Consider the following 25967-nt stretch of genomic DNA (forward strand, 5'->3'; position numbering starts at 1 on the left):
CCCCACTTGGACCTGTGGTAGCTTCATCTAGACCACACGGGAGCCCTTGCAGGGGCTGAGATCAGGCTGACGCAGCCTGCGACCGTTGAACCTGTCCGGGTAATGCCGGCGAAGGAAGTGAGTATTCATTGAGTACACCAGAAACACGGCTGATCGCTGCCCAAAATGAGACTGCCAAGGGGAAAGCCGGCACTGAGACCCAGTCGCTGAAATCCCATTCGTTGGCGTTCATCAGTGACGAGGCCACCGGAATCCGGGTTCCGGTAACGGAAATTGCGCTGGAACCATCGCCCAACGGCGAGGCGAACGGCCCTTTCCGGACCTACCGCACCGCCGGCCCTGGGAGTGATCCGGTGGTGGGCCTGGAGCCGTTCCGCTCGGAATGGATCGCGGCCCGTGGTGACACCGAGCCCTACAGCGGCCGGGAACGGAACCTGCTCGACGACGGCAAGTCGGCAGTACGCCGCGGCGCAGCCTCCGCAGAGTGGAAGGGAGCACAGCCGGTGCCCCGCCGCGCCGTCGACGGCCGGACAGTCACCCAGATGCACTACGCAAAGCAGGGTGTCATCACCCCGGAGATGCAGTTCGTTGCCCTCCGCGAAAACTGTGACGTGGAACTGGTCCGCAGCGAAGTGGCGGCAGGCCGCGCCATCATCCCCAACAACATCAACCACCCGGAATCCGAGCCGATGATCATCGGCAAGGCCTTCCTGGTCAAGATCAACGCCAATATCGGCAACTCGGCTGTGACAAGTTCCATCGCCGAGGAAGTGGACAAACTGCAGTGGGCAACCCAGTGGGGAGCCGACACCGTGATGGACCTGTCCACCGGCGATGACATCCACACCACGCGTGAGTGGATCATCCGCAACTCCCCCGTCCCCATCGGCACGGTGCCCATCTACCAGGCGCTGGAGAAGGTCAATGGCGAGGCCAACAAACTGACGTGGGAGATCTTCCGCGACACCGTGATTGAGCAGTGCGAGCAGGGCGTGGACTACATGACCATCCACGCCGGAGTGCTGCTGCGCTACGTGCCGCTGACGGCCAACCGTGTCACCGGCATCGTTTCCCGTGGCGGTTCCATCATGGCCGGCTGGTGCCTCGCGCATCACCAGGAGAACTTCCTGTACACCCACTTCGACGAGCTGTGCGAAATTTTCGCCAAGTACGACGTCGCTTTCTCCCTCGGCGACGGGCTGCGCCCGGGAGCGACGGCGGACGCCAACGATGCCGCCCAGTTCGCCGAGCTGGATACGCTGGCTGAACTGACGCAGCGCGCCTGGGAATTCGACGTGCAGGTGATGGTGGAAGGACCCGGCCACGTACCGTTCCACCTCGTCCGGGAGAATGTGGAACGCCAGCAGGAGCTCTGCAAGGGGGCCCCGTTCTACACCCTCGGACCGCTGGTCACGGACATAGCACCCGGCTACGACCACATCACCTCCGCCATCGGGGCCACCGAGATCGCCCGCTACGGCACCGCCATGCTCTGCTACGTCACGCCTAAGGAGCACCTCGGCCTGCCCAACAAGGACGATGTGAAGACGGGTGTGATCACCTACAAGATCGCGGCCCACGCCGCCGACCTGGCCAAGGGCCACCCCGGCGCCCACGAGCGGGACGACGCCCTGTCAAAGGCGCGGTTCGAGTTCCGCTGGCGGGACCAATTCGCACTGTCCCTGGACCCGGTCACTGCGGAAGCCTTCCATGACGAAACGCTGCCCGCCGAGCCGGCCAAAACCGCCCACTTCTGTTCCATGTGCGGCCCCAAGTTCTGCTCCATGAGGATCAGCCAGGACATCCGGGATGAGTATGGCTCGGCTGAATCCCAGGCAGCGCTGGCGGAGATGGCGGCCGGGATGCGAGAAAAGAGCGAGGAGTTCCTCGCGGCAGGCGGGAAGGTTTACCTGCCTGACCTGGAGGTGCCTTCGCGCTAACGCGTCAGGAGGCCCGGGCTGACCGGCCGCGGCTGACGTCGCCCACGAACGCCCGGATGGCGTGATCGCCTTCCGCCGAATCCTGGGGCCGGTGCCCGCCCGCAGCAATGAGGTGCAGGGCACCGGTTTCGCGGAGGTATCCGGCGATCTCTTCATACAGCGGCTCCCAGCCGCCGGTCAGCACCAGCGTTGGCACGCCAGGGACGATATGCAGCGGCGCCTCCCAGGCCGGGGCCTGCAGCCGCAGCCGCCGGGCGGAGCGTCGTTCCTCCTGGGTGGCGGGCTCTTGGAGATCTGCAGCATAGACGCGGCGGACGAACTCCCGTTGGAAATCCTCGTCACCCAGCTGGTGGCGGACATCAAACAGCGGCTGCATGAGCTCCCGGTGCGCCGCCGTCGCAGGCAGTTCCGCGGTCAACGACAGGCAGGCCGGCTCCACGAGCGTCAGCGAATACACCAGGTCGGGGCGCTCGACGGCGGCCATCATGGCGGAGATCGCCCCTTGGGAATGCGCCACAACGTGGCCACCGGCGGCGCCCCTGCCGTCGTCGGCGAGGGATCTCAAAACGATGGCGGTGTCCTCCGCAAAGGAGGACTCGACCGGTTCAGCAACAGAGTCAAAGCCGTGGCGCCGGAGAAACAGGGCGTCGTAAGTCAGTGCCATGCCGTGCTGCCGGGGCCAGGCCGCCGAGCCGAAGCTTCCGGCGCCGTGCACGAACACTACCCGCTGCTTGAACATGACCCAACCCTATTCCACGGCTCCGACATCCCAACTGGGTAGCAGCAGGTGTCGTTTTGAGCGCTCATAACGACATCTGCTGCTACCCAGTTGGGCGATGCGATTACTTGCCGAGGAACTTGTCGAAGCCCTTGGGCAGGTTCAGCTGCGAAGGATCGAAGTCGCCGGACTGCTGGCCGAACGCCGCACCCGTGGGGAGCGCCTTGGCCGCTCCGGCGCGCCGCGCCTCGGCGTCCTTGAGCTCCTGGGCTGCCTTGGCCGGGTTACCGGAGCGGGCCTTCTTCTTCGGGGCATTCTTGGCCCCCTTGCGTGCGCCGCCGCCTGGGCCGCCCATTCCCGGCATGCCTGGCATTCCCGGCATGCCGCCGCCCTGGGCCATCTTCTTCATCATCTTCTGGGCCTGGGCAAAACGTTCGAGCAGCCCATTGACTTCGGAGACGTGGACGCCCGAACCGCGGGCAATGCGGGCCCGGCGGGAGCCATTGATGATTTTGGGGGCAACGCGCTCGTGCGGGGTCATGGACCGGACGATTGCCTCGACGCGGTCGATTTCCCGCTCGTCGAACTGCTCGAGCTGCTGGCGGATGTTCTGCGCACCCGGCATCATCATGAGCATTTTCTTCATGGAGCCCATGTTGCGGATCTGCTGCATCTGGGCCAGGAAGTCGTCCAGGGTGAAGTCTTCCTGGTCGGCGAACTTCTTCGCCATCCGGGCTGCTTCGTCCTTGTCCCAGTTCTTTTCCGCCTGCTCGATGAGGGTCAGGACATCGCCCATATCCAGGATGCGGGAGGCCATCCGGTCCGGGTGGAAGAGCTCGAAGTCGTCCAGGCCTTCGCCGGTGGAGGCGAACATGACGGGCTTGCCGGTTACCGACGCAACAGAGAGCGCAGCACCACCGCGGGCGTCGCCGTCGAGCTTTGACAGCACGATACCGGTGAAATTAACGCCCTCGTCAAAGGCCATCGCCGTGTTCACGGCGTCCTGGCCGATCATGGAGTCGATCACGAACAGCACTTCGTTGGGAACGATGGCCCGGCGGATCTGCCGTGCCTGCTCCATCATGTCGGCGTCGACGCCGAGGCGGCCGGCGGTGTCCACGATCACTACGTCGTGGAGCTTCTGGCGAGCTTCTTCGACGCCGGCGCGGGCCACTGCTACGGGATCGCCCGCGGGGTGCTCCAGCTCATGGGTGGCCCCGGGGTGGGGTGCGTAAACCGGAACGCCGGCGCGCTTGCCCACCACCTGGAGCTGGGTGACGGCATTGGGCCGCTGGAGGTCGCAGGCCACCAGGATGGGGCTATGGCCCTGTGCCTTGAGCCATTTGGACAGCTTGCCAGCGAGGGTGGTCTTACCCGCGCCCTGGAGGCCGGCGAGCATGATGATCGTGGGGCCGGTCTTGGCCAGGCGGATCCGGCGGGTCTCGCCGCCCAGGATCTCAACCAGTTCCTCGTTGACGATCTTGACGATCTGCTGGCTGGGATTCAGCGCGCCGGAGACCTCTTCGCCAAGGGCCCGCTCGCGGACGCGGGCGGTGAATTCGCGGACCACCGGAACGGCAACGTCTGCATCCAGCAGGGCACGGCGGATCTCCCGGACGGTGGCGTCGACATCAGCCTCGGTGAGGCGGCCCTTGCCACGAAGATTCTTGAAGGTTGCTGTCAACCGGTCAGAGAGTGAATTGAACACGCGCCGTGCACTTCTTTCAGTGGATGGACGGATGGCGGCCCTTCGGCACACCAGCGCCTCGGCTGTTGTTTCCAACTGCTTCGGCGACGGGACTCGACTATCTAGGGTACCAAGACAGACCTTCAAGATGGCATGCTGGCAAGGTGACGAGCCAAACGACTGTAAAAACCCTGCTCATTCTTGGCGCTTCCGGCGATCTCACAGGCCGCCTGCTGCTGCCCGGACTCGCCCGGCTCGTGGCGAAGGGCCGCGCCAAAGGGCTCAAACTCGTCGGGGCCGGCTCCGATGCCTGGACCGCGGAGCAGTGGCAGGCGCGGGTCCATGATGCCTTTGCCGCCGCCTCCGAGTCCGCTGACGCCGCAGGGCGCGAGGCTTTGTCGGCCATGGAGGCCGGAACGGCTTACCATCAGCTGGATGTCACAGCGGACGGGCCGCTCGCGTCCTTGCTGGCCTCGCTGGACGCACCGGCGGCCGTATATTTCGCCCTGCCGCCGCAGGTCAGCCAGCGGGCCTGCGAAACCCTCAGGCCGGGCCAGGTACCCGCCGGCACGCGGCTGGTCATGGAGAAGCCGTTCGGATCCAGCGAGGAATCAGCCCGTTCCCTGAACCGGACGCTCACAGCACTGGTTCCGGAAGACCACATCCACCGCGTGGACCATTTCCTGGGCAAGGCGACGGTGCTTAACATTCTGGGTCTGCGCTTTGCCAACACCTTCCTGGAACCCGTCTGGAACCGCGATCACGTTGAGAAGGTGGAGATTATCTTTGACGAGGATCTCGCACTGGAAGGGCGGGCGCGCTATTACGACACTGCCGGCGCCCTGCGCGACATGATCCAGAGCCATCTCCTGCACATCATGGCGGTGATGGCCCTCGAACCCCCGGCCACGATCGGCGAACGAGACCTTCGTGACGCCATCTCCACGGTGCTACGTGCCAGCAGCATCAAGGCACCGTACGCACAGTCCACTAGGCGGGCGAGATATTCCGCCGGGCTGCTTTCCGGGAAGCAGGTCCCGGACTATGCCAAGGAAACAGGGGTTGACCCTGGCCGGCAAACAGAGACGCTGGCGGAAGTCACGGTGGAGATCGACAACTGGCGCTGGCAGGGCGTCCCCTTCATCCTGCGCTCGGGCAAGGCGCTAGGCGTGAAGCGCAAGGAAGCTGTGGTCACGTTCCGCCCTGTACCCCATTTGCCCGCCGGCTTCACGGGGGTGGACGCGCCCAACCAGCTGCGGATCGGATTTGGACCGGACACCCTGGACCTGGACGTTGATGTGAACGGCCCCGGAGACATTTTCAGCCTGGACCGTGCCACCCTCCATGCCGGGCTGAACGCCTCCGAGCTGCTTCCCTACGGCGAAGTGTTGGAGGGAGTGCTCAACGGGGACCCTCTGCTGTCCGTCCGCGGCGACACCGCCGAGGACTGCTGGCGGATTGTTGAGCCGGTCCTCAAAGCCTGGTCGCGCGGCACGGCGCCAGTGGAGGAGTACGACGCCGGGTCCTCGGGTCCCGCAGGCTGGTCCGGGCCGGTGCAGGGGAAGTAAGAGGGCAAACGCCAGAGCGGGCAGGTAACCTTTCCAGGTTCCTGCCCGCTCTGCGCTTCTGAATGGTGCTGCTGACTGCCCGACGGGGCTAGATGGCGGCGACGCCGCGTTCGCCGGTGCGGACCCGGACCGCTTCGAATACATCCATGGTCCAGACCTTGCCGTCCCCCGCGCGTCCCGTATTGGAACTTGCGATGATGACGTCCAGGATGTCGTCGGCCTGCTCGTCCGTGGCCAGCACCTCGACCCTGATCTTCGGCAGGAGGTCCACGTTGTATTCAGCTCCCCGGTACACCTCCGTGTAGCCGCGTTGCCGGCCGTAGCCGCTTGCCGCGCTGACCGTCAGTCCCTGGACGCCATAGGCTTCCAGGCCTTCCCGGATGGCCTCGAGCTTCTCCGGCCTGACGATTGCTGTGATCAGTTTCATGCCCCCACGCTTTCCTTGCCTGTTGCTGATTCAGTCTTCTTGGAATCGGCGCTTGCGCCCTGTTCCGGTGCACCCTTGCCGGTGATCAGTTCATGAAGGGGCTGGAAGCTGCCACCGTGGCCGCCCACACCGAACTCGTAAGCGGTCTCAGCATGCAGGCTGAGGTCAACACCAACGACTTCCTGCTCATCCGAGACCCTGAAGCCCATCGTCTTGTGGATGGCAAACGCGATGATCGCGGTAAGGATTGCGGAGTAGGCGATGGCGATGCCGGCTGCTGCCAACTGCGCCCACATCTGGGTCATGCCGCCGCCGTAGAAGAGGCCGCCGCCCACGCCATCGGTGGGGAGGGCGATGAAGCCCAGTGCGACGGTGCCGATGATGCCCGAAACGAGGTGGACACCCACAACATCCAGGGAGTCATCGAAGCCCCAGCGGAACTTGAGTCCAACTGCAAGGGCGGAGGCGACGCCGGCCACGACGCCGAGGCCGAGGGCACCGACAGGGCTGACGTTGGCGCAGGCAGGGGTGATCGCAACCAGGCCGGCCACGACGCCCGAAGCGGCACCGAGGGACGTCGGGTGGCCGTCGCGGATGCGTTCAGTGATGAGCCAGCCGATCATGGCCGCGGCAGGTGCTGCGAGGGTGTTGACCCAGATCAGACCGCCCTGCTCAGCGCTGGAGGCCAGGCCTCCGTTGAAGCCGAACCAGCCGAACCACAGAATGGCAGCCCCGAGCATCACGAACGGAATGTTGTGCGGGCGGTGGTTCGGGTCCTTGCCGAATCCCCTGCGGTTGCCGATGATCAGGACGAGGATCAGCGCGGCCACACCGGCGTTGATGTGAACCACGGTGCCGCCGGCAAAGTCGATGGCCGGGCCGAGTGCCTGGCCGATTGCGCCTTCCTCACCGAAGAGGCCGCCGCCCCAGACCATATAGGCCAGCGGGCAGTAGACGAGGGTGACCCAAACGGGGACGAAGACTGACCAGGCGCCGAACTTGGCGCGGTCCGCGATGGCTCCGCTGATCAGGGCCACGGTAATGATGGCGAAGGTTGCTCCGTAGCCGACCAGGATGAGGCCTTCGGGCGCTTCCGCCGTGTTGACGCCTTCAAGGCCGAAGCTGGCGAAGGGGTTTCCGACAATCTGCATGAAGCCCTCACCGCCAGTCATGGAGTAACCCCAGAGTACCCAGACAACACTGACGATGCCGATGGAGATGAAGCTCATCATCATCATGTTCAGTGCGGCCTTGGCGCGCGTCATGCCGCCGTAGAAAAATGCCAGGCCCGGTGTCATAAACAGCACGAGCGCTGCCGCCACCATGAGCCATACGTGACCTGCGGTAAGTTCCATGGTGCACGTCCTCTCTCAGATCGATACTGCGGATCTCTCCGCCTGCCAACGCCTTTTGCGTCCTATGAAGAGTCTGGTCCCGCTGTGTTTCGCCCACGGAGGATTTAGATTGCGCGTTTGTTACAACAACCTCTAGGAAGTAAATGGTGCATATCTGGCTTGTTACGGTTATGTTTCATCACTCTTGCAAGCAACCCTCATACGAAAGCGCAAGGACCCCGGCCCCATGACGTCCAGACCCCCTGTGAGCGGCGCCACGTCGCGGATTCCCGGCCTGCGACGGTCGGGGCAGGACAAGCTGCCGCGCGACATCAAGGTGATGCTGGCCGCGGCGTTCCTGATTGCCCTCGGATTCGGGCTTGTTGCGCCTGTGTTGCCACAATTCGCCACAACCTTCGGCGTCGGAAACACCGAGGCTGCGGTGATCGTGGCAATCTTCGCCCTGATGCGCCTGGTCTTCGCTCCGGCCGGAGGCGCCCTGATTGGCCGATGGGGTGAACGGCCGGTCTACGTGGCGGGACTGCTGATCGTGGCAGGGTCCACTGCGGCGTGCGCTTTTGCGCAGGGCTACTGGCAACTGCTGCTGTTCCGCGGGCTTGGCGGCATCGGCTCAGTCATGTTTACCGTGGCATCCATGGCACTGGTGATCCGCCTGGCACCTCCGGAAAGCCGCGGCCGGGTGTCCGGCGCCTACGCCTCGGCGTTCCTGGTGGGGAACGTCTGCGGCCCTATCGTCGGAGGCCTGCTCGCAGGCTTCGGGCTGCGGGTGCCCTTCCTCGCGTACGCCGCGGCCCTGGTCATCGCGGCCGCCGTCGTCCAAACACAGCTCAGCCATGAGCGCAGGGAGGCCGGCCAGGGGCAGTCGCGGAATCCTGACATGCGCCTGGCAGATGCCCTCCGCGACGGCGCCTACCGGTCCTCGCTGGTGTCCAGTTTTGCGAACGGGTGGGCGACGTTCGGCGTCAGGATGGCAACGGTTCCGCTGTTTGCCGTCGCGGCCCTCGGTGCAGGCCCAGAGGCTGCAGGGCTTGCGCTGGCGGTATTTGCCGCGGGCAACGCAGCGGCCCTTACCTTCTCCGGCCGCCTGGCCGATTCCCTGGGGCGCAAACCCATGATGGTGACAGGCCTGCTCGTCACCGGCCTGGCCACCGCAGCCATTGGCTTGACGCATGAACTGGGCTGGTTCCTGGTGGCCTCCACGCTGGCTGGCATTGGTTCCGGGCTGCTGGGACCCGCGCAACAGGCCGCGGTGGCCGACGTCATCGGAAACGGCCGCTCCGGGGGAAAGGTCCTGGCCATCTACCAGATGACGGCGGATATCGGCGCCATTGCGGGTCCAATCCTGGCCGGAGTGCTCGCCGACCGGCTGGGCTACGGCTGGGCTTTCGGCGTCACGGGTGCTGTCCTCGTCGTGGCCGCGGCAAGCTGGTCCGTAACGCGCGAACCGCTTAAACGCGTTGAGGGGTGAGATCCCGCCGCAATAGCCCGGGCTATGCGGCAGGATCTCACCCCTCAAGTGAAGTAGGAGTCAGTTCAGCAGGGCGTCGACAAATCCCTCGGCCTCGAAGGGGGCGAGGTCGTCCGCCCCCTCGCCAAGACCGATGAGCTTGACGGGAACACCGAGCGATTTCTGGATGGCGACGACAATCCCGCCCTTGGCGGTGCCGTCCAGCTTGGTCAGGACGATACCGGTGATGTTGACCACCTCGGAAAAGACCCGGGCCTGGTTGAGCCCGTTCTGGCCGGTGGTGGCATCCAGGACGAGCAGCACCTCGTCAACCTCGGCGAGCTTTTCAATGACGCGCTTGACCTTGCCGAGTTCGTCCATCAAGCCGACCTTGTTCTGCAGGCGGCCGGCGGTGTCGATCATGACGACGTCGACTTCCTGGTCGATGCCAGCCTTGACCGCCTCATAGGCGACAGACGCCGGATCCGCACCGTCGACGTCGGACTTCACCGTGGGAACTCCCACGCGCTGGCCCCAGGTGGCCAGCTGCTCCGCGGCCGCAGCACGGAAGGTGTCTGCTGCACCCAAGAGCACGTCTTTGTCTTCCGCGACGAGCACGCGCGCGAGTTTGCCTACGGTGGTGGTTTTGCCCACGCCGTTGACGCCAACCACCATCACGACGGCGGGCTTGTCGGCGTGCCTGGTGGTGTTCAGGCTGCGGTCCATAGTGGGATCGACCAGTTTGATGAGTTCTTCGCGGAGCAGCGCCTTGACCTGATCAGGGGTCCGGGTGCCGAGGACCTTGACGCGTTCCCGCAGGGCATCCACGAGCTGCATGGTGGGTTCGGTTCCCAGGTCTGCCAGAAGGAGGGTTTCCTCAACTTCGTCCCAGACATCCTCGTCAATCTTATCGCTGGAGAGCAGTGCCAGCAGGCCCTTCCCCAGGATGTTGTTCGACCGGACAAGGCGTTCGCGCAGGCGGGTCAGGCGGCCAGCGACGGGAAGGGGGGTCTCGACCTGGATGGTTTCAAGGCCCGCCACGGTGTCGGGGACCTCAGTGGTTTCCAGCCCGTCAAGGTCGACGCCGGCGGGGGCCTTTCGGTCAGCAGGGACCGCAGGTGCGTCCTCAACGAGTGTTCCGCCGGTTCCTTTCAGCGTCTCGGGATCGTTGGCGTCGCGCGTCCCCGGGTACTGGGTGATGTTCTTCCGCGTCTTCAACAGGACCGGGATCAGCCCGCCAACAACCGCCAGGGCAGCAACAATGGACAGAATAATGGGAAGGATGTCATTCACTCCCCTAGCTTCTCACACGCGTTTGACCCCGATGTCACACACGTGTGGCCGGACATCGGGGCAGTTACACCTCGGCGCCCAGGCGCTGGCTGATGACGGTGGAGACGCCGTCGCCCCGCATCGTGACGCCGTACAGGGCATCAGCCACTTCCATGGTCCGCTTTTGGTGCGTGATCACGATCAGCTGGCTGGACTCGCGGAGTTCCTCGAAGATGGTGATGAGCCGGCCCAGGTTGGTGTCGTCGAGGGCGGCCTCCACCTCGTCCATCACGTAGAAGGGCGAGGGCCGGGCCTTGAAGATCGCCACCAGCAGGGCCACAGCCGTCAGGGACCGTTCTCCGCCCGAAAGCAGGGATAGCCGCTTAATCTTCTTGCCGGCCGGGCGTGCCTCCACCTCGATGCCGGTGGTGAGCATGTCCGAGGGATCCGTCAGGACAAGACGGCCCTCACCGCCGGGAAAGAGCCTGGCAAAGACGCGGATGAACTGCGCCTGGGTGTCTTCGAAGGCCTCAGCGAAGACACGTTGGACGCGGTCGTCCACTTCCTTGATGATATCCAGCAGGTCCTTGCGGCTGGATTTGAGGTCCTCCAGCTGGGTGCTGAGGAACTGGTGCCGTTCTTCCAGCGCCGCGAATTCCTCCAGAGCCAGTGGGTTGACCTTGCCAAGGGCGGACAGGTCCCGTTCGGCCTTCCGGAGCCGCTTCTCCTGCTCTTCCCGGACGTAGGGCTTGCCTTCGGGGACGGGGGCGCCGTTATCATCCACCGGCGCCCTGAGGGCGGCCCATTTGTCCTGGCTTTCGTCCGCCGGGACGGGCACCGGAACGTCCGGGCCGAAGTCCGCCACCAGCAGGTCCGGGGTGATGCCGAGTTCCTCGATGGAACGGGTTTCGAGGGCCTCGATCCGCGCCCGCTGCTGGGCCCGGGCCAGCTCGTCGCGGTGGACCGAGTCCGTCAGCTCCGCCAGTTCGCTGGTGAAGGCGTCGTTGGCTGTCCTGATCTCCAGCAGGGCACGGTCCCGTTGCTCGCGGTTCTCCTCGGCGAGGTCGCGTTCCTGCCGGGCCTGCTCCACCGACACGTCGATATAGCGCAGGGCAAGCTCCACGCCCGACTGCACCGCGGCCGCACGCCGGGCCTGGATGCGGCGGCGGCGTGCCCGTTCGGCGGCTTCCTCCCGCGCCCTGCGTTCAGTGGCCGCGGCCCGCTCGAGCGACGCGGCCCGGTTGCGGGTGGCCATCAGTTGCTCTTCCGCGCTGCGGAGCGACAGCCTGGCTTCCATTTCCGCGGACCGTGCCTGAGACGCTGCCACGGCCAAGGCATCGCGTTGTTCGGTGGAGGGTTCCTCTTCGGCCGGTGCCTGCTGCGCGGCGGCCAGGCGTTCAGTGATGGCTGCGAGCGCTTGTTCCTCAATGGCCACGTTGGCCTCGGCTTTCGCGAGCGACGCTGCCAGCCTGTCGCTCTCCCCCACGGCGCTGCGCAGGACGGAGTTCAAGTGGCCCAGCCGCTCAGCGACAGCCGCAAGCCGGGCGTCTGATTCGTGCAGCCGGTCCAGGGCGGCCTCGGCCCGGACCTGGGCTTCGGCGCGCCGGGCTTGGGCGCCCGCCAGTGCGAACCGGTTCCGCTCCAGGTCGGCAGTGACCGCACTAAGCCTGGTCTCGGCGTCGTCGACGGCGGCCTGGACCTCAAGCAGGGACGGCGCCTTCGCCGAGCCGCCAGTCACAGTCAGCGCAGTGAAGACGTCCCCGGCCCGGGTCACCGCCGTCAGCTCAGGCCGCTCAGCAACCAGTTGGCCAGCACCATTGAGGTCTTCAACCACCGCCACACGGGCGAGGAGCGCCATCACGGCAGGGCGGCTGCCTTCCGCGGCGGATACGAGGTCAACGGCCCGGCGCGCACCCTCCGGCAGTGTCCCGGTGGCGGGAACCCCTGCGTCCGGCAGGGCAGGAACTGACGCGAGCAGCAGGGAGGCGCGCCCGCCGTCGTCATCCCTGAGGAATTGCACGACGGCGGCAGCCACGGCGGGGTCCCGGACCACAACCGCTTCGGAGGCGTCGCCGAGTGCCGCCGCTAGCGCCGTCTCGTAGCCGGGGCTGATGGTGAGATCCGCAGCCAGGGTGCCCACGAGGCCGTCCAACCCTGAGTCCAGTGCGCGCGCCGTGCCGTCCTTGCGGTTGAGTCCGAGCTGGAGGGCATCCCGCCGCGCCACGAGTGCGTCGCGTTCGCGTACAGCCTCCCCCTCGGCCGCGGCCAGGCCGGCAATCTCTTCGTTCACCGCGTCCAGTTCGGCAGCGGCGTCCTCGTAGTCGGCGTCGAGGCTTTCCTCGCCTTCCTCCACCCCCGCCACCTGAGTCTCCAAAGCCGTGAACTCGGTCTGTGCCTTGCGACGCCGCTCCTGCCCGGCGGCGAGTGACTCGCGCAGCCGGCCAAGTTCAGCCTGGGCGGACTCCACCCTTGACCGTGCGGCGCCTACCTGGCCGGCAAGCCGCGCCAGGCCCTCCCGCCGGTCCGCGGCGGCGCGTAGGACGGCCGTCAGCCGTTTCTCCTCGGCGGCCGCGGCGGTTTCCGCGTCGGATTTGGCGGCCGTCGCTGCTTCCAGGGCACTGCGCCTGTCCAGGAGGTGTCGATCGAGTTCCGCCAGCTCGTCCCGGACTCGGGCAGCCTGCCGTTCGAGTTGTTCGGGATCCCTTCCCGAGTACGGTTCAGCGTCCACCGCGCCAAGCAACCGACCGCGTTCCTGGGCCAACGAACCGAGAGAGCGGAGGCGCTCCCTCGCTGCGGACAGCCGATACCAGGTATCGCGCGCAGCATTGAGCAGCGGTGTTGCTTCCGCGGCGAGCTGTTCCATGGCGGCCTGTTTCCTTCGCCCGGACTCCAGCTCCTGTTCCACCACGGCACGGCGTGCTTTCAGGGCTTCCTCATCCGCCACGTCCTGATCGAGGGTTGCCTGCTGGCGGACGAGGTCATCTGCCAGGAGCCGAGCACGCGCGTCGCGGACGTCGAACTGGACGCGCTGGGCCCGGCGCGCGACGTCGGCCTGCTTGCCCAGCGGCGTGAGTTGCCGCCGGATTTCACCGGTGAGGTCGGTCAGGCGCTGGAGGTTGGCTTGCATGGCCTCGAGCTTGCGGACGGTCTTTTCCTTGCGGCGGCGGTGTTTCAGGATTCCGGCGGCCTCCTCAATGAAGCCGCGGCGGTCCTCAGGGGTGGCGTGGAGGACCTTGTCCAGCTGCCCCTGGCCCACGATGACGTGCATTTCCCGGCCGAGACCGGAGTCGGAAAGCAGTTCCTGGATATCGAGCAGGCGGCAGCTGGCACCGTTGATGGCGTACTCAGATCCCCCGGTACGGAAGAGCGTCCGCGAGATGGTGACCTCGCTGTACTCAATCGGCAACGCCCCGTCAGCGTTGTCAATGGTCAGGGAGACATGGGCCCGGCCCAGCGGAGGCCGCCCTGAGGTTCCCGCGAAGATGACGTCTTCCATTTTGCCGCCGCGCAGCGTTTTGGCCCCCTGTTCCCCCATGACCCAGGAGAGGGCGTCCACAACATTGGACTTTCCGGAACCGTTCGGTCCCACCACTGCCGTGACACCGGGTTCAAAATCGAAGGTCGTGGCGGACGCGAACGACTTGAACCCCCGGACAGTAAGGCTTTTGAGGTGCAAGGTGTTTCTGGTCTCCTGAGTGGCTGAAGCGGCTGCTTTGCTGTCCCCAAATCTACTGCGTCACTGCGGGTTTCCTCGGATTTGCGGCAGTTGTCCTGCCGTGATGCGGCCGGCTGAGACGTCTGGTTGCGGGCCCCGAGCTACCAGCGCCCGTTCCGCGGTCGCGGCTGGCACACCGGGCAAGTGTAGGACGACCGGTTCATGAACTGCTCGCGTCGGATCGGCGAATTAAGTCCGACGGCGGCACACCGCCCACAGGGCTGGCCTTCCCTCCCATAGGCATTCAGGGAGCGGTCAAAGTAGCCTGAGGCGCCGTTGACATTCACGTACAGCGAATCAAAGCTTGTCCCGCCGGCCGCCAGCGCGTCCAGCATGACCTCACGGGCGCAGTCCACGAGCCTGGCCGCGTCGGCACGCCGCAGCTTGTCGGTGGGACGGGCGTAGTGCAGCTTGGCCCGCCACAGGGCCTCATCCGCGTAGATGTTGCCGATCCCCGAAACCAGTCCCTGGTCCAGCAGAGCGCGTTTCAGGCCGGTCCTGCGTTTGCGGAGCCGGGTGAAGAAAAGCTCAAAAGAAAACGCCGGGTCAAGGGGGTCGCGGGCAATGTGGGATGCCTCTTCGGCGATGAGCGGAACCGGGGATTCAGCGAGGCCCCCGGGGCCGCCGTCGTCCGTAGGAAGCATGCCGGTGACGAACAGCCCGCCAAAAATCCGCTGATCCACAAAGCGGAGCTGTTCCGGCATGCCGTCGCGCGGACTGAGCCGGAGCCTGACCTTGAGGTGCTTTTCATCGGGTGTAGAAGTGTCCTGCATCAGGAGCTGGCCGCTCATGCCCAGATGGGCCATCAAGGCGATGGCAGGTGTGGCCTGCGCAGAGCCAGTCATCGTTGCGTCCAGCAACGGCATCCAGAGGAACTTGCCGCGGCGGACTACATCCGCCACGGTGGCGCCTTCCAGGTTGCCGACGAAGTCCTCCGTGCCCAGCGCATGGCGGCGGATGGATCGGGGGTCCAGCACGTCAACTGAGGTGATGCTGCGGCCGCGCACCCAACTCACCAGTCCGCGGCGGACTACTTCCACTTCCGGGAGTTCCGGCACAGGTCAGCCTAGACGGAGGCAGCGGAGCCCGCGGAGCCGTCCGCAGCCTCCGGGCGGGAAGCTCCGGAGAGCACGCGCCAGGCATCGGCGGCGGCCTCCTGCTCGGCTTCCTTCTTGGAATGGCCGGAACCCTTGCCATAGGCGTTGCCGCCGATCTCCAGGACGGCCGTGAAAGTTCGGGCGTGATCCGGCCCGGCCCCTTCCACCGCGTAGTGGATGCTGCCGAGCTGCCTGCTGGCTGCGAGTTCCTGGATACTGGTCTTCCAGTCCGTTCCGGCACCGAGGGCGGCCGCGTCCTTAAGGAGTGGACCAATCAGGCGCATGACCAGTTGGCGCGCGGTCTCGATGTCGTTGGAGACGTAAGTGGCACCGATCAGTGCTTCCATGGTGTCCGCCAGGATGGAGGCCTTGTTCTTGCCCTCCGTGAGCTTCTCGCCCTGGCCCAGGTAGATGTAGTCACCAATGCCGAGGCTGCGGCCAATGCCGGCCAGGGCCCGTGTGCTGACGACGGCGGAGCGTCGTTTCGCCAGGTCCCCTTCCGGCAGCGACGGGTTGTCCCGGTACAGGGCATCCGTGACGGAGAAGCCCAGGATGGAGTCACCCAGGAATTCCAGCCGCTCGTTGGTAGGGATTCCGCCGTTTTCGTAGGCGTAGGAACGGTGCGTGAGAGCAAGACGAAGCGTCCCGGCGTCAATGGAGACACCGAGACGCTTCAGAAGCTCTTCAGTTGAAGACATCATCTCAGCCTGAATGGCCAATTAGACGTCTGCGACCTTGCGGCCCTTGTACTCAAGGAACAGCGCAGTGCCAGCCGAGTCGGTGACGACCTTTGCCTGGTGCGGCAGGCTGTAGGTGACCTGGCCGTTCTCTACGGTCTTCACCAGGTGGGGGGCAGTTGCCTTCCACTGGGAGCGGCGGGCGCGGGTATTCGAGCGAGACATTTTCCGCTTGGGAACAGCCACGGCTAACTCATTTCTCTCTAGACAAACACGTACAAATCAATTTTGCCGGTCAGGCTTAGCCATATCAGCTAGGGCAGCCCAGCGAGGATCCAAGACCTCGTGGTGGTGCCCCGGCTCGTCTTCCAGGCGAGCTCCGCATTCGGAACAAAGGCCCTGGCAGTCTTCCCGGCACACCGGCTGGAACGGCAGCATGGTTACAACTGCGTCCCGCAACACCGGTTCAAGATCGATTAGATCGTGCTCGACTCGACGTTGCTCTTCATCGTCTTCTTCGTCCGAAAGCAGGACGCCTTCGTAGAAGAAAAGTTCTTGCACATTGACCTCAAGGTCATACGCAAGGGGATCCAGGCATCGGCCGCATTCGCCCGTTACTGCAGCGACTGCGGTTCCTGATACCAGAATTCCTTCGTGTACGGCCTCAAGCCTCAGATCCAGCTCAACATCCGAGCCTTCCTGAACGCCAATGAGCGCCACACCAAGATCACTTGGTGCGGGTACATGTTCCTTCAGTGTCCGCATGCTTCCCGGGCTGCGCCCGAGGTCCTTGACGTCGAACGCCAAGGGCGAACTAGCATCTCGCTTAATGAGAACTCCTGTTGAACATATGACCGACGTACCATCTTAGCCTGAAGACCCGTATGGACTCAAACCAGGCCACCGAAGGCCGCCGAGTACCGGACTAGCCTACCCTCTCGGCGGCTGATCGGACGAAGACTCGCCAGCCAACAGCCTTTTTTGCACCGAGCGCGGCACATAGTCCGAAACGCTGCCGCCCAGGGACGCAACTTCCTTGATGAGCGTGGAGGACAGGTGCAGGTAATGGGCTTCCGCGGGCAGGAACACTGTTTCGACTCCGCTGAGCTGGCGGTTCATGGTGGCCATGGGCAATTCGTAGTCAAAATCCGACGAGGACCGAAGTCCCTTCACAATCGCAGACACTCCGCGCTGGCGGCAATACTCAGCCAACAACCCTTCACCAACGGGCTCAACCACAATCCCCTTCAAGGATGCAAGGGTCTCCCGAGCCATGTCGATCCGGTCCCCAAGACTGAACCGGTACTTCTTCGCATAGTTGGTGGACACAGCCACGATGACCTCGTCAAAGAGGCCGGCCGCCCGGGCGATTACCTCGAGATGGCCGTTGTGGATGGGGTCAAAGGATCCTGGGCAGACAGCGCGTCTCATGCACCGAACCTACCGCATTCGGACGCCGGGATACCATGACTGAATGCATCCACCACGGGACCTTTTTATACCCACTGCACCTGCCCCGTGGCAGCGCGCAGCCCTCGGGGCCAACTTGCTCGGACAGGACGGCAAGCTGGGGGTCACCATCTTTGAAGAGATGACCACGCTCGCCCTGCAGACCGGCGCGATAAACCTGGGCCAGGGGTTCCCGGACGAGGACGGGCCGGCGGAGATCCGGGCTGCCGCCCAGGCAGCCATCGGCGCCGGCGCAAACCAGTATGCTCCGGGGAAGGGCACCGTTGAACTTCGTGAGGCCGTCGCGTCCCACCAGGAACGGTTTTACGGCTTGGCCCCGGACCCTCAGACGGAGGTCATCGTCACGACAGGAGCCACCGAGGGCATTGCCGCTTCGTTGCTGGCCCTGACCGGTCCGGGCGACGAGGTGCTGACGTTCGAGCCCTTCTATGACTCGTACGGCGCCGTGATCGGGCTGTCCGGGGCCACCCACGTGACTGCTCCGTTGCTCGCCCCTGACTTCCTCCCGGATATGGCCGCCCTCGAAGCGGCCTTCAGCCACCGCACGCGTGTGGTGCTGCTCAACAATCCGCACAATCCCACGGGTGCCGTATTCCCGCTGGAGGTGCTTCAGCGGGTCGTCGATCTTGCCACGAAGCATGACTGCCTGATCATCACCGATGAGGTGTACGAGCACCTGACGTTTGGCGTGAGCCACATTCCGGTGGCCACACTGCCCGGGGCTGCGGAGCGGACGTTGACCATCTCCTCCGCAGGCAAGACTTTCTCGTTTACTGGGTGGAAAATCGGCTGGCTGACCGGACCGGAGCGTCTGGTGTCCGCCGTCCGTACTGTGAAACAGTTCCTGACGTACAGCTCGGGGACGCCGTTCCAGGCGGCGATCGCAACGGCACTGGCCCTTCCGGATGATTTCTACGCCGGAGTTTCTGCCACGCTGCGTCACAAGCGCGACATCCTCAGTGAGGGGCTCCGTGCGGCCGGTTTCGAAGTCTTCACCCCGCAGGGCACGTACTTCGTGAACGTGGACACCGCCCCGCTGGGCATCAAAGACTCGGTGGACCTTGCGCGCCGGCTTCCCGCACTCGTAGGAGTGGCGGCAATCCCGGTGCCAGTCTTCTGCCACCCCGACGGCGCTGAACGGACACGCAGCCTGCTCCGATTCGCCTTCTGCAAGAAAGTGGAAGTCCTGGAAGAGGCCGCGGCACGGCTGGCCGGCCTCAGCGGAATGCTCTGATGCCGGCGCACGGCCGGCATGCGGCCACCAGGTTCCTGCGAACCACGGGTCAACATGCCTCCATCGAAGCCGACCACCTCATCGATGGCGCATACATCCTGAGCATTGGCGGTGCCGAGCAGTCCCATGTCAATGTGGACCATCCCGAGGAAATCTTCTACGAGTACTTACGCCGGATCGGCCACCTGGTGGATCTGGCAGCTCCGGAGGGGCAGCCGATCAGGGCGCTCCATCTTGGGGCCGGCGCCCTGACCCTGGCCCGCTACATCCAGGCCACAAGGCCAGGATCCGTCCAGTATGCCGTTGAATTGGAGCGCGAGCTGCTGGATTTCGTCCTTCAACAGCTGCCGCTGCCGGACGGGACGGACCTGCATCCTGTGATCGGCGACGCCCGTGACGCCCTGGCCGGACTGGCGCCGGAGCTGCGGTTCGACGTCATTATCCTGGATATTTTCTCCGGACCGGACGCCCCGGAGCACATCGCCTGTACCGGGTTCTACGAGGAGGCCCGCGCACGGCTCACAGCAAACGGCCTGCTGATCGTCAACGTGGGGGACGAACCCGGACTCACCCTGGTGCGCAGCCAGGCCGCTGCCCTTCGCCGGGCAATGGAGGATGTCGCGGCCTTCGCCGAGGCCGGGATGTTCGCTGGCCGCTACCCGGGCAACATCATCCTCGCCGGCACACAATTCCCATGGCCCCGGAACTGGTCCGTGGAACTGACGGCGCGGGGACCTCACCCGGCCAAAGTGCTGGCGGGCGTTGAACTGGACGGCCTCGCAGGCTGAGTTTCAGTGACCGGACTTTGACCACCGGCGTTCAATTGCCGCCAGCGTCTGCGTGCTCGTCAAGTTCTTCCTCGACCTGAATCGCGTCCGGAACCGAGGGCTCCGCGAACCAGAGGCGCGTCTCCCCGTACTTCTTCTCGGCAAAACGTTCCATTCCCACCGGCCAACCTGGTTCCGGCGACCGCGACGAGCGTTCGACCACCACAACGGCGGCCGGCGCAAGGTGCGGATTAAGCTTGGCCAGCACGGCGGACAGGGCCGGCTCGTCCAGCGGGTAGGGCGGATCCAGGAAGACCAGGTCCCAGTTGTCGTCAAGTGTGGCGCGCTCCAGGAACGACTCCACCCTGGAGCGGTGCACGGTGACGACTTTGCGCCCCACGACGCCGTTGACCAGGTCCGCGTTGCGCTGGCACACGCCGCTTGCCTTGGCATCGAATTCGACAAGGTCAACGGTTCCGGCGCCCCTGCTGCCGCTCTCCACACCGAGCGACCCTGAGCCGGCGTACAGGTCAAGGACCCGCGCGCCGGAGATGACATCGAAGGCATCCAGCCGTGAAAACAGGGCTTCCTTGACCCGGTCCGTCGTGGGCCTGGTCAGTGACCCGGGAACACTGACCAAGGGCGTGCCACCGGCAGCTCCCGCGATGATCCTGCTCATGCCGGGCACTTCCTGTTCCGCGCCGCCGTGCCGGCTGTCGCCGCGTTATCCGCGTTATCCGCGTTCAAGGAACGCCTCCTTTTCGGGATTGAGGTATCCATCGATGGCGTGCGCCAGCTGCGGATGCTGCTGAAGGGACGGATCCGAACCCACGATCTTCTGGGCGTCCTCCCGTGCCTTTGCTATGACGTCCTCATGCTCCAGCACTCTGAGGAGTTTCAGCGTGGACCGGACACCTGACTGTGAGGCGCCAAGGATGTCCCCTTCACGCCTCAGCTTCAAGTCTTCCTGGGAGAGTTCAAAACCATCAGTGGTGGCGGCCACTGCGTCCAGCCGGCGACGGCTTGGATGGCCGGGCTCCAGGGCCGTCACCAGGAGGCACGTGCCGGGATGCCCGCCGCGGCCCACACGCCCACGGAGCTGGTGGAGTTGGGAAATACCGAAACGGTCGGCGTCGAGGATCACCATGAGGGTCGCATTGTGGACATCGACGCCCACCTCGATGACTGTGGTGGAGACCAAAAGCTTGGTCCGGTTGGCCGTGAAATCAGCCATGGCCGCCGACTTCACCCCAGGGTCCTGGCGCCCGTGAAGCGGAGCCAAGGGCACGCCAGCCAAGGCCGGCTCCTGCTGGAGCTGCTCGACGACGGACGTCACCGACGCGAGCTCGCGCGCCGCGCCGCCCTCTTCCAGGTCCGCCGCCGTTGGTTCCGCTTCTCCGGGACTGAAGTCGCCGTCGTCGTCAGTCCCGATTTTGGGGCAGACAACATAAACCTGGTGCCCGGCGTCGATCTCCTCCCGCGACCGGGACCAAATGCGGCCTACCCAGCCCGGGTTCTCGGCCAGGCCCACCACGTGGGTGGAGATGGGGGCCCGGCCCGCGGGCAGCTCATCAAGCACAGACGTTTCAAGGTCCCCAAAAACTGTCATGGCCACGGTTCGGGGAATGGGGGTGGCTGTCATGACCAGCAGGTGGGGCGGTTTGCTTGCCTTCGCCCGCAAGGCATCCCGTTGCTCGACGCCGAACCGGTGCTGCTCGTCCACCACGATCAGGCCGAGATCATAGAAGGACACGTTTCCGCTGAGCAGGGCGTGGGTGCCTATGACGATCCCGGCCGTACCGGAAGCGGCGTCCAGCATGGCCTGCTTGCGGGCCGCAGTGGGCATGGATCCAGTCAGGAGCGTTACCTGGACGGCGTCGTTGCCCAATCCGCCAAGAAGCCCGTCCCGGGACAGCGAGCCCAAGGTGCGCCTGATCGATTCGAAGTGCTGGGCGGCGAGGACTTCGGTGGGGGCGAGGAGTGCTGCCTGGCCTCCGGCGTCGACCACCTGCAGCATGGCCCGGAGTGCAACGACGGTCTTGCCCGAACCCACCTCGCCCTGCAGGAGCCTGTTCATGGGGCCGTCCTGGGCAAGTTCAGTGGAGAGTGTCTTGCCGATGGAGGCCTGGCCGGCAGTCAGGGTAAACGGGAGTTGCCGGTCGAAGGCAGCGAGCAGGCCGTCCGGGACAGGACGCCGGGCGGTGGCCTCTTCGGCGGCCAACTGGGCCCGGCGCCTGGCCAATGCCGACTGCAGGACCAGCGCTTCCTGGTAGCGGAACCGATCCCGGGCACGCTGCCAGTCCGCCGTGGATTCCGGTGCGTGGATCAGCCGGTATGCCTCAGCGACCGGCAGGAACTTTTCCCGTGCCGCAACAGCAGGCGGAATTGGGTCCGGCAGCGCGTCGAGGTCGGCCGTTTCGAGCAATGCCCGCACAACTTTCTGGATGGCCCAGCTGGTGAGTTTGCCCGTAGCCGGATAGACCGGAATGGGCATCAGGGCCAGCGACTCCGGGTCCTTCCCCTGCGTGAAGGGGTCCTCGTCCAGCAAAAGGAAATCGGGATTCGTGAGCCCCAACAAGCCACCATAGCGAGTGACTTTGCCGGAGAACAGTGCCCGCCGCCCCAGCAGCAGTTCAGCCTTGGCGCGGTAACCGTTGAAGAAGCTGACTTTGAGCGTGCCGGGGACTTTGCCGCGGTAATCGCTGCCCCCGACCAGCCGGAGCCCCGGCGTTCCGTCGTCATCGGAAATCACGACGTCGGTAATGGTGCCGCGGCGTGCCTTCATGGAACGGGTGCTGTTGGACACCACCCGGGCTATCAGAGTGACGTCCTCATCCAGGGGAACCTCGCTGATAGGGGTCAGCTCGCCCCGGTCCAGGTACCGCCGGGGAAAGTAGTTCAGCAAGGCACCGACGGTAGTCAGGCCAAGGTGTTTCTCAATGACGCCGGCGGAGCGTCTGCCGACGAGGCGTCCTAGGTCAAAGTCGAATTCAGCGTTCATGCCCACTGGAGTTCACCGGGTCGGTGTCGGGGTCTCTCGGCAGGGCGAGCTCGCTGACCGTGATCTGCGTGGGATCCCCCAAGGAACGGATGAGCCGGACGGCCAGTTCTGCATCCGGTACGTGGACGTGGACGCGCCAGCGGTAATTGCCGTCAGCCTCAGCCGAAGAACCCACCTGGCTCATGATTACGGACTCGCCGATCTCATCGAGCCGCTGCCGCAGGGTGGCCGCGTTGAGCGGCGAGAGGCTGATGGTGCACATGACTTCCACGCCGTCGTCGTCAGGCATGCTGGTGTGAATATGAGGGTCCTGGACGTCGTAGCCGTGCAGCCCGTCGAGGAGCTCGCTTTGCAGTTCCTCCCCCAGGACGGCGGATCGGAGGCAATCCAGGATGAGGAGCATTCCCACACCGCCGGCGTCCACGACGTGCGCCGCCTGCAGGGCGTCCAGCTGGTCCTCCGTGCGGATAACTGCCGCCAGGGCGCCCTCAACCGCGGCGTCCAGCGACAAGCCAAGAGCGTGGTTGCTGTCATCGCCGTTTTGACCGGCATCCACCGCGGCAGCAGCACGGGCGGCAGCTTCCATAACTGAGAGCATGGTCCCGGGGACGGGGTCGCTTAATGCTGACCAGGCCCTGATCTGTGCCCGGTTGAGGGCGGCGGCAAGCAGGGTGGACGTCAGCCTGGTGTGGCCGGCCAGCGGCTCCGCGGCTGCGCAGAGAAAGACGGAAAAGAGTGTGCCCGAATTGCCCCTTGCCTGCTCCAAGGCCGCCTGTCCGGCCATTGCCAGGACAGCTCCGACGTCCGCCTGTCCGGCGTCGGGCTGCCGGGAATCCAGGCTGGTGCTGCCGTTGCCCGGCCCGACGCCTTGGAGCGCGCGGGAGGCCGCCCGGACTGTGAGATAGAGGTTGGTGCCGGTATCACCGTCCGCCACGGGGAAGATATTGATGGCGTTAAGGCGGTCGCTGTGGTTGCCAAGAGCCGTTTCAGCCTTGCCCAACCACCGCTTCATCGCTTGCGCGTTGGCGGCAACCTTAGTGTGCAAAGTGATCCCATCCCCCGGTGTCCGCGGCGTGGCCTGCAATTTTGATGCCCGGGCTTTCGCTTTCTCCCAAGGCTTGTACTGAGCCTATCGCAGTGAATCCGGGAGGCACCTGAACGCCGGGAGGGAATGTGGCCAGGAGTCCGTGGTCTTCTCCTCCGGCCAGCACCCACTCCATGGGGTCGGCATTGAGAAGGTCCGACGCCGGTTCCAGCCCTTCGGACAGTTGCCGAAGCGCCTGCGGATCCAGGTCCAGGACGACGCCGCTGGAGCGGGCGAGGCGGGCCCCGTCCCGGAGGAGCCCATCGGAGATATCCAGCATCGCCGTTGCGCCGCCTGACCGTGCCAGCGGACCTGCGGCAAGAGGAGGCCCCGGCCGGCACTGAAGTGCCACCAGTTTGCGCTGTTCCGGAGTCAGTGACTCTATGCCTGCGTCCGACTCCAGGAGGGCTAGCCCAGCCGCCGCCCGCCCCACCGTACCGGCAAGTGCCAGCACATCGCCGGGGCAGGCTCCAGATCTCAGCACCGGCGATCCGCCGCTCAGGGTGCCCAGCACAGCGACGCTGACCGAAATCTCCCGGCCACGCCCGAGGTCACCGCCGGCAACAGAACAGGAGTCAGCGCCCAGCTTCCGGATTCCGGCTGCCAGGCCATCGGCAAGATCCTCCACCCAACTGACCGGGGTGTCCCGCGGAAGGGTGAGGCTGACCACCATGGACGTTGCGGTGGCGCCCATGGCATTGATATCGCTGAGGTTCTGGGCAGCAGCCTTCCAGCCCACGTCAAAGCCGGTGGTGCGGTACCCGTTGGGCCACTGAAGCCGGAAGTCCTGGTCCTGCACCTGTGTGTCGATACTGATGACCGTCCGGCCGTCCGGGGCGGCAACGATCGCGGCGTCGTCCCCCGGACCCAGCAGCGTGGCAGCGGCATGGCGGCTGTCCATCGCCAGCCGGGGGAATATCCGGGTCAGAAGATCGGACTCGGACAGTTCCGCGACAGTCACGGCCTTTCCAGGGGCGGCTTTCTGAGGCGCAGCTTCTTCGGGCAGTGCCTTTTCAGGCAGGGCTTTTTCGGTGGGGGCATTCCCAGGCACAGCATTTACAGGCACGCCACTACGCTACAGCGCAGCACCGACATTCGTTGCCGGTGCCAGCTTGCGCTCCGCACTCCTCACGGAGAACGGAGCTCGCTGCAGGGAATCTGGACCTGGGCAAACTTCCACGTCACGGGCGCTATCAGCACAGTCCCAGTGGCAAGGCTGGGATCAGCCTCGCAGGCCACCCGGGCGTCGCTGACGCCCGCTGACCAGGAGGGGCCGGCCTGACGCACGGTGGACGCTGGCAGGTAGCTGACCAAGAGGAAAGCAAGGAACATCCCGGTGACCGCGAAGGCAGCCCTCCGGTTGACATGTCCCTTCGCAAGGGCAGCTGCGACAGCCAATGGCACCAGCAGGAGGAGGAACATCGCCGGCGCCGCCGCATAGCGGATATAGCCGAACCCTGTGGCCCAGTCAGCCTCGGTGTACGTGGCGTAGTTAAACATGGTGTTACCGCTCAGCACGACGGACGCCACCCAGCACAGCACCGAAGCTCCCAGGGCGCCGAGTGCTGTGAGTTTCAGCCCGCGGCCGCCGGCAAAGAGAGTGTACGTGAGAAGGGCAACAACCAGCAGGCAGGGAATGAAGAGCGCCCACCCCCCGTACGAGACAATGTTCGACGCCAGGGTCCGGCTGTCCGCGTGCCAGATGGAACCGATCGGCAACAGCCCGAACCCTAGAAATACTGAAATGACATCCACGGCATCGGAAGGGGCTGCACCACTGAAACGCGGCTTGGTCAAGGTGGCCAGGACTTGCAATCCGGCCCCCAGCACCAGACCTGCGGGGGCTGCAAAATTGCGACGCCGGAACGCAGCCCAGACGGCCAGCGGCAAGAACATACCGGTGATGATCTCGCTGGCCGCCGTAAGGAAGGCGCCAACAAACATCGCTACCCCTGCCGGACGCGACTTGGGCCTGTAAAGCAGCAGCCAAGGCATCAGCCAGAGGAGGTACCAGTGGAGGTTCGCTGCATTCCCCAGTACTTCCTGCGGCCCGATCGGCAGCAGTACAGGGATCGCTGCGATCATGACCCGCACGGGAACGGACTCTGCAACCGAACGTGACAGGTGGAAAACCGCTACGGAAATGGCCGCAACAGCCAGGCAGCTCAGGAGCGACATGGCCAACGCATAGCCCTGGAGCGGCACGACGGCGTGGGCCAGGCTTGCCAGCGTGCGCGGGATGACATGGAGGTACCCGTCGTACGGAAGCGGGATGCTCCTCAAGTGTCCATTGCTGAGTACGTCGCGGAGGAATACTCCGCCGTCCTCAGCCCAGACGGTCTGGCGGGCCAGGGGCGGAAGCCTTCCCCAAGTCAACAGCCCGAGGACCGCCACGGCCACTGCATTTACCAACACCCTGATGCCAATTTTGACCGCCGGGTGAGCCGTCCTCGTCTCCTGGGGCACCATTCTTCGAGGAGAACCGACGTCGATAATTTTAGTCATTTG

General features: G+C 65.1%; 21 protein-coding genes and 1 riboswitch. Of the genes, 5 read left to right on the top strand and 16 right to left on the bottom strand.

Annotated features, from left to right (window positions below; all coding sequences use genetic code 11):
• The first annotated feature begins 26 nt into the window (after nt 1-26).
• A riboswitch (TPP riboswitch) is annotated at nt 27-134 on the top strand.
• A complete protein-coding gene (thiC, locus tag V9L17_RS15745; RefSeq protein ID WP_337352117.1) occupies nt 129-1940 on the top strand; it encodes a phosphomethylpyrimidine synthase ThiC in 1812 nt (603 codons plus the stop codon). (Overlaps the previous riboswitch by 6 nt.)
• A 4-nt stretch (nt 1941-1944) precedes the next feature.
• Here thiC and V9L17_RS15750 read toward each other — a convergent pair whose 3' ends face one another.
• Nucleotides 1945-2679, bottom strand: coding sequence for an alpha/beta hydrolase (locus V9L17_RS15750; RefSeq protein ID WP_337352118.1), 735 nt, complete (start codon nt 2677-2679; stop codon nt 1945-1947).
• A 103-nt stretch (nt 2680-2782) separates the two neighbouring features.
• Nucleotides 2783-4366 (bottom strand): signal recognition particle protein, encoded by a 1584-nt coding sequence (ffh, locus tag V9L17_RS15755; RefSeq protein WP_337348904.1) that lies wholly within the window; start codon nt 4364-4366, stop codon nt 2783-2785.
• 143 nt (nt 4367-4509) lie between these two features.
• Between ffh and V9L17_RS15760 the strand changes: the two genes are divergently transcribed.
• On the top strand, nt 4510-5913 hold the full coding sequence (locus V9L17_RS15760) for a glucose-6-phosphate dehydrogenase (RefSeq protein ID WP_337352119.1): 1404 nt from the start codon (nt 4510-4512) through the stop codon (nt 5911-5913).
• Between the two features lie 88 nt (nt 5914-6001).
• On the opposite strand, the gene V9L17_RS15765 is transcribed toward V9L17_RS15760, so the two are convergent.
• Nucleotides 6002-6340, bottom strand: a complete 339-nt coding sequence (locus V9L17_RS15765; protein ID WP_015937412.1) for a P-II family nitrogen regulator — start codon at nt 6338-6340, stop codon at nt 6002-6004.
• Nucleotides 6337-7695: an ammonium transporter gene (locus V9L17_RS15770; protein ID WP_337352120.1), complete on the bottom strand. Its 1359-nt coding sequence runs from the start codon at nt 7693-7695 to the stop codon at nt 6337-6339. The genes V9L17_RS15765 and V9L17_RS15770 overlap by 4 nt, the downstream gene beginning before the upstream one ends.
• Nucleotides 7696-8014: 319 nt before the next feature.
• Between V9L17_RS15770 and V9L17_RS15775 the strand changes: the two genes are divergently transcribed.
• On the top strand, nt 8015-9163 hold the full coding sequence (locus V9L17_RS15775; RefSeq protein ID WP_337352186.1) for an MFS transporter: 1149 nt from the start codon (nt 8015-8017) through the stop codon (nt 9161-9163).
• Nucleotides 9164-9223: 60 nt separating this feature from the next.
• Here V9L17_RS15775 and ftsY read toward each other — a convergent pair whose 3' ends face one another.
• The 7 genes from ftsY to coaD all read right to left on the bottom strand — a co-directional run bounded on the left by ftsY (nt 9224) and on the right by coaD (nt 17334).
• Complete coding sequence (ftsY, locus tag V9L17_RS15780) at nt 9224-10435, bottom strand: signal recognition particle-docking protein FtsY (RefSeq protein WP_337352121.1); 1212 nt, start codon at nt 10433-10435, stop codon at nt 9224-9226.
• 64 nt (nt 10436-10499) lie between these two features.
• Nucleotides 10500-14090: a chromosome segregation protein SMC gene (gene smc / locus V9L17_RS15785; protein WP_337352122.1), complete on the bottom strand. Its 3591-nt coding sequence runs from the start codon at nt 14088-14090 to the stop codon at nt 10500-10502.
• Nucleotides 14091-14230: 140 nt separating this feature from the next.
• A complete protein-coding gene (gene mutM / locus V9L17_RS15790) occupies nt 14231-15187 on the bottom strand; it encodes a bifunctional DNA-formamidopyrimidine glycosylase/DNA-(apurinic or apyrimidinic site) lyase (protein WP_337352123.1) in 957 nt (318 codons plus the stop codon).
• Nucleotides 15188-15195: 8 nt separating this feature from the next.
• Complete coding sequence (gene rnc, locus V9L17_RS15795; protein ID WP_337352124.1) at nt 15196-15924, bottom strand: ribonuclease III; 729 nt, start codon at nt 15922-15924, stop codon at nt 15196-15198.
• A 21-nt stretch (nt 15925-15945) separates the two neighbouring features.
• Complete coding sequence (gene rpmF / locus V9L17_RS15800; protein ID WP_009356569.1) at nt 15946-16149, bottom strand: 50S ribosomal protein L32; 204 nt, start codon at nt 16147-16149, stop codon at nt 15946-15948.
• A 36-nt stretch (nt 16150-16185) separates the two neighbouring features.
• On the bottom strand, nt 16186-16710 hold the full coding sequence (locus tag V9L17_RS15805; protein WP_337348911.1) for a YceD family protein: 525 nt from the start codon (nt 16708-16710) through the stop codon (nt 16186-16188).
• A 123-nt stretch (nt 16711-16833) separates the two neighbouring features.
• Nucleotides 16834-17334 carry a pantetheine-phosphate adenylyltransferase gene (coaD, locus tag V9L17_RS15810; RefSeq protein WP_337348912.1) on the bottom strand — a complete coding sequence of 167 codons (501 nt, stop codon included), beginning with the start codon at nt 17332-17334 and terminating at the stop codon, nt 16834-16836.
• A 43-nt stretch (nt 17335-17377) separates the two neighbouring features.
• Between coaD and V9L17_RS15815 the strand changes: the two genes are divergently transcribed.
• Nucleotides 17378-18607 (top strand): aminotransferase class I/II-fold pyridoxal phosphate-dependent enzyme, encoded by a 1230-nt coding sequence (locus tag V9L17_RS15815; RefSeq protein ID WP_337352125.1) that lies wholly within the window; start codon nt 17378-17380, stop codon nt 18605-18607.
• Nucleotides 18607-19395, top strand: coding sequence for a spermidine synthase (locus tag V9L17_RS15820; protein WP_337352126.1), 789 nt, complete (start codon nt 18607-18609; stop codon nt 19393-19395). The genes V9L17_RS15815 and V9L17_RS15820 overlap by 1 nt, the downstream gene beginning before the upstream one ends.
• A gap of 31 nt (nt 19396-19426) precedes the next feature.
• Here V9L17_RS15820 and rsmD read toward each other — a convergent pair whose 3' ends face one another.
• The 5 genes from rsmD to V9L17_RS15845 form a co-directional block, all read right to left on the bottom strand.
• On the bottom strand, nt 19427-20053 hold the full coding sequence (gene rsmD, locus V9L17_RS15825; RefSeq protein WP_337352127.1) for a 16S rRNA (guanine(966)-N(2))-methyltransferase RsmD: 627 nt from the start codon (nt 20051-20053) through the stop codon (nt 19427-19429).
• A gap of 54 nt (nt 20054-20107) precedes the next feature.
• Nucleotides 20108-22375, bottom strand: coding sequence for an ATP-dependent DNA helicase RecG (locus V9L17_RS15830; protein WP_337352128.1), 2268 nt, complete (start codon nt 22373-22375; stop codon nt 20108-20110).
• Complete coding sequence (locus V9L17_RS15835) at nt 22365-23387, bottom strand: DAK2 domain-containing protein (RefSeq protein ID WP_337348917.1); 1023 nt, start codon at nt 23385-23387, stop codon at nt 22365-22367. Before V9L17_RS15835 ends, V9L17_RS15830 begins: the two co-directional genes overlap by 11 nt.
• A 22-nt stretch (nt 23388-23409) precedes the next feature.
• Nucleotides 23410-24465 carry a thiamine-phosphate kinase gene (locus tag V9L17_RS15840; RefSeq protein ID WP_337352187.1) on the bottom strand — a complete coding sequence of 352 codons (1056 nt, stop codon included), beginning with the start codon at nt 24463-24465 and terminating at the stop codon, nt 23410-23412.
• A gap of 122 nt (nt 24466-24587) precedes the next feature.
• Entirely contained in the window at nt 24588-25964 is a 1377-nt protein-coding gene (locus V9L17_RS15845) for a hypothetical protein (RefSeq protein ID WP_337352129.1), read from the bottom strand.
• Between the last annotated feature and the right edge of the window lie 3 nt (nt 25965-25967).

The sequence above is a fragment of the Pseudarthrobacter sp. CCNWLW207 genome (assembly GCF_037203945.1).
Classification (GTDB): domain Bacteria; phylum Actinomycetota; class Actinomycetes; order Actinomycetales; family Micrococcaceae; genus Arthrobacter.

Bases quoted from the DNA above. Each gene is read 5' to 3' on its own strand.
- V9L17_RS15750 (WP_337352118.1), bottom strand. From the start codon at position 2,679: ATGTTCAAGCAGCGGGTAGTGTTCGTGCACGGCGCCGGAAGCTTCGGC.
- V9L17_RS15765 (WP_015937412.1), bottom strand. From the start codon at position 6,340: ATGAAACTGATCACAGCAATCGTCAGGCCGGAGAAGCTCGAGGCCATC.
- V9L17_RS15770 (WP_337352120.1), bottom strand. From the start codon at position 7,695: ATGGAACTTACCGCAGGTCACGTATGGCTCATGGTGGCGGCAGCGCTC.
- V9L17_RS15775 (WP_337352186.1), top strand. From the start codon at position 8,015: ATGCTGGCCGCGGCGTTCCTGATTGCCCTCGGATTCGGGCTTGTTGCG.
- rnc (WP_337352124.1), bottom strand. From the start codon at position 15,924: ATGTCTTCAACTGAAGAGCTTCTGAAGCGTCTCGGTGTCTCCATTGAC.
- coaD (WP_337348912.1), bottom strand. From the start codon at position 17,334: ATGAGACGCGCTGTCTGCCCAGGATCCTTTGACCCCATCCACAACGGC.
- V9L17_RS15815 (WP_337352125.1), top strand. From the start codon at position 17,378: ATGCATCCACCACGGGACCTTTTTATACCCACTGCACCTGCCCCGTGG.
- V9L17_RS15820 (WP_337352126.1), top strand. From the start codon at position 18,607: ATGCCGGCGCACGGCCGGCATGCGGCCACCAGGTTCCTGCGAACCACG.
- rsmD (WP_337352127.1), bottom strand. From the start codon at position 20,053: ATGAGCAGGATCATCGCGGGAGCTGCCGGTGGCACGCCCTTGGTCAGT.
- V9L17_RS15830 (WP_337352128.1), bottom strand. From the start codon at position 22,375: ATGAACGCTGAATTCGACTTTGACCTAGGACGCCTCGTCGGCAGACGC.
- V9L17_RS15835 (WP_337348917.1), bottom strand. From the start codon at position 23,387: ATGAAGCGGTGGTTGGGCAAGGCTGAAACGGCTCTTGGCAACCACAGC.
- V9L17_RS15845 (WP_337352129.1), bottom strand. From the start codon at position 25,964: ATGACTAAAATTATCGACGTCGGTTCTCCTCGAAGAATGGTGCCCCAG.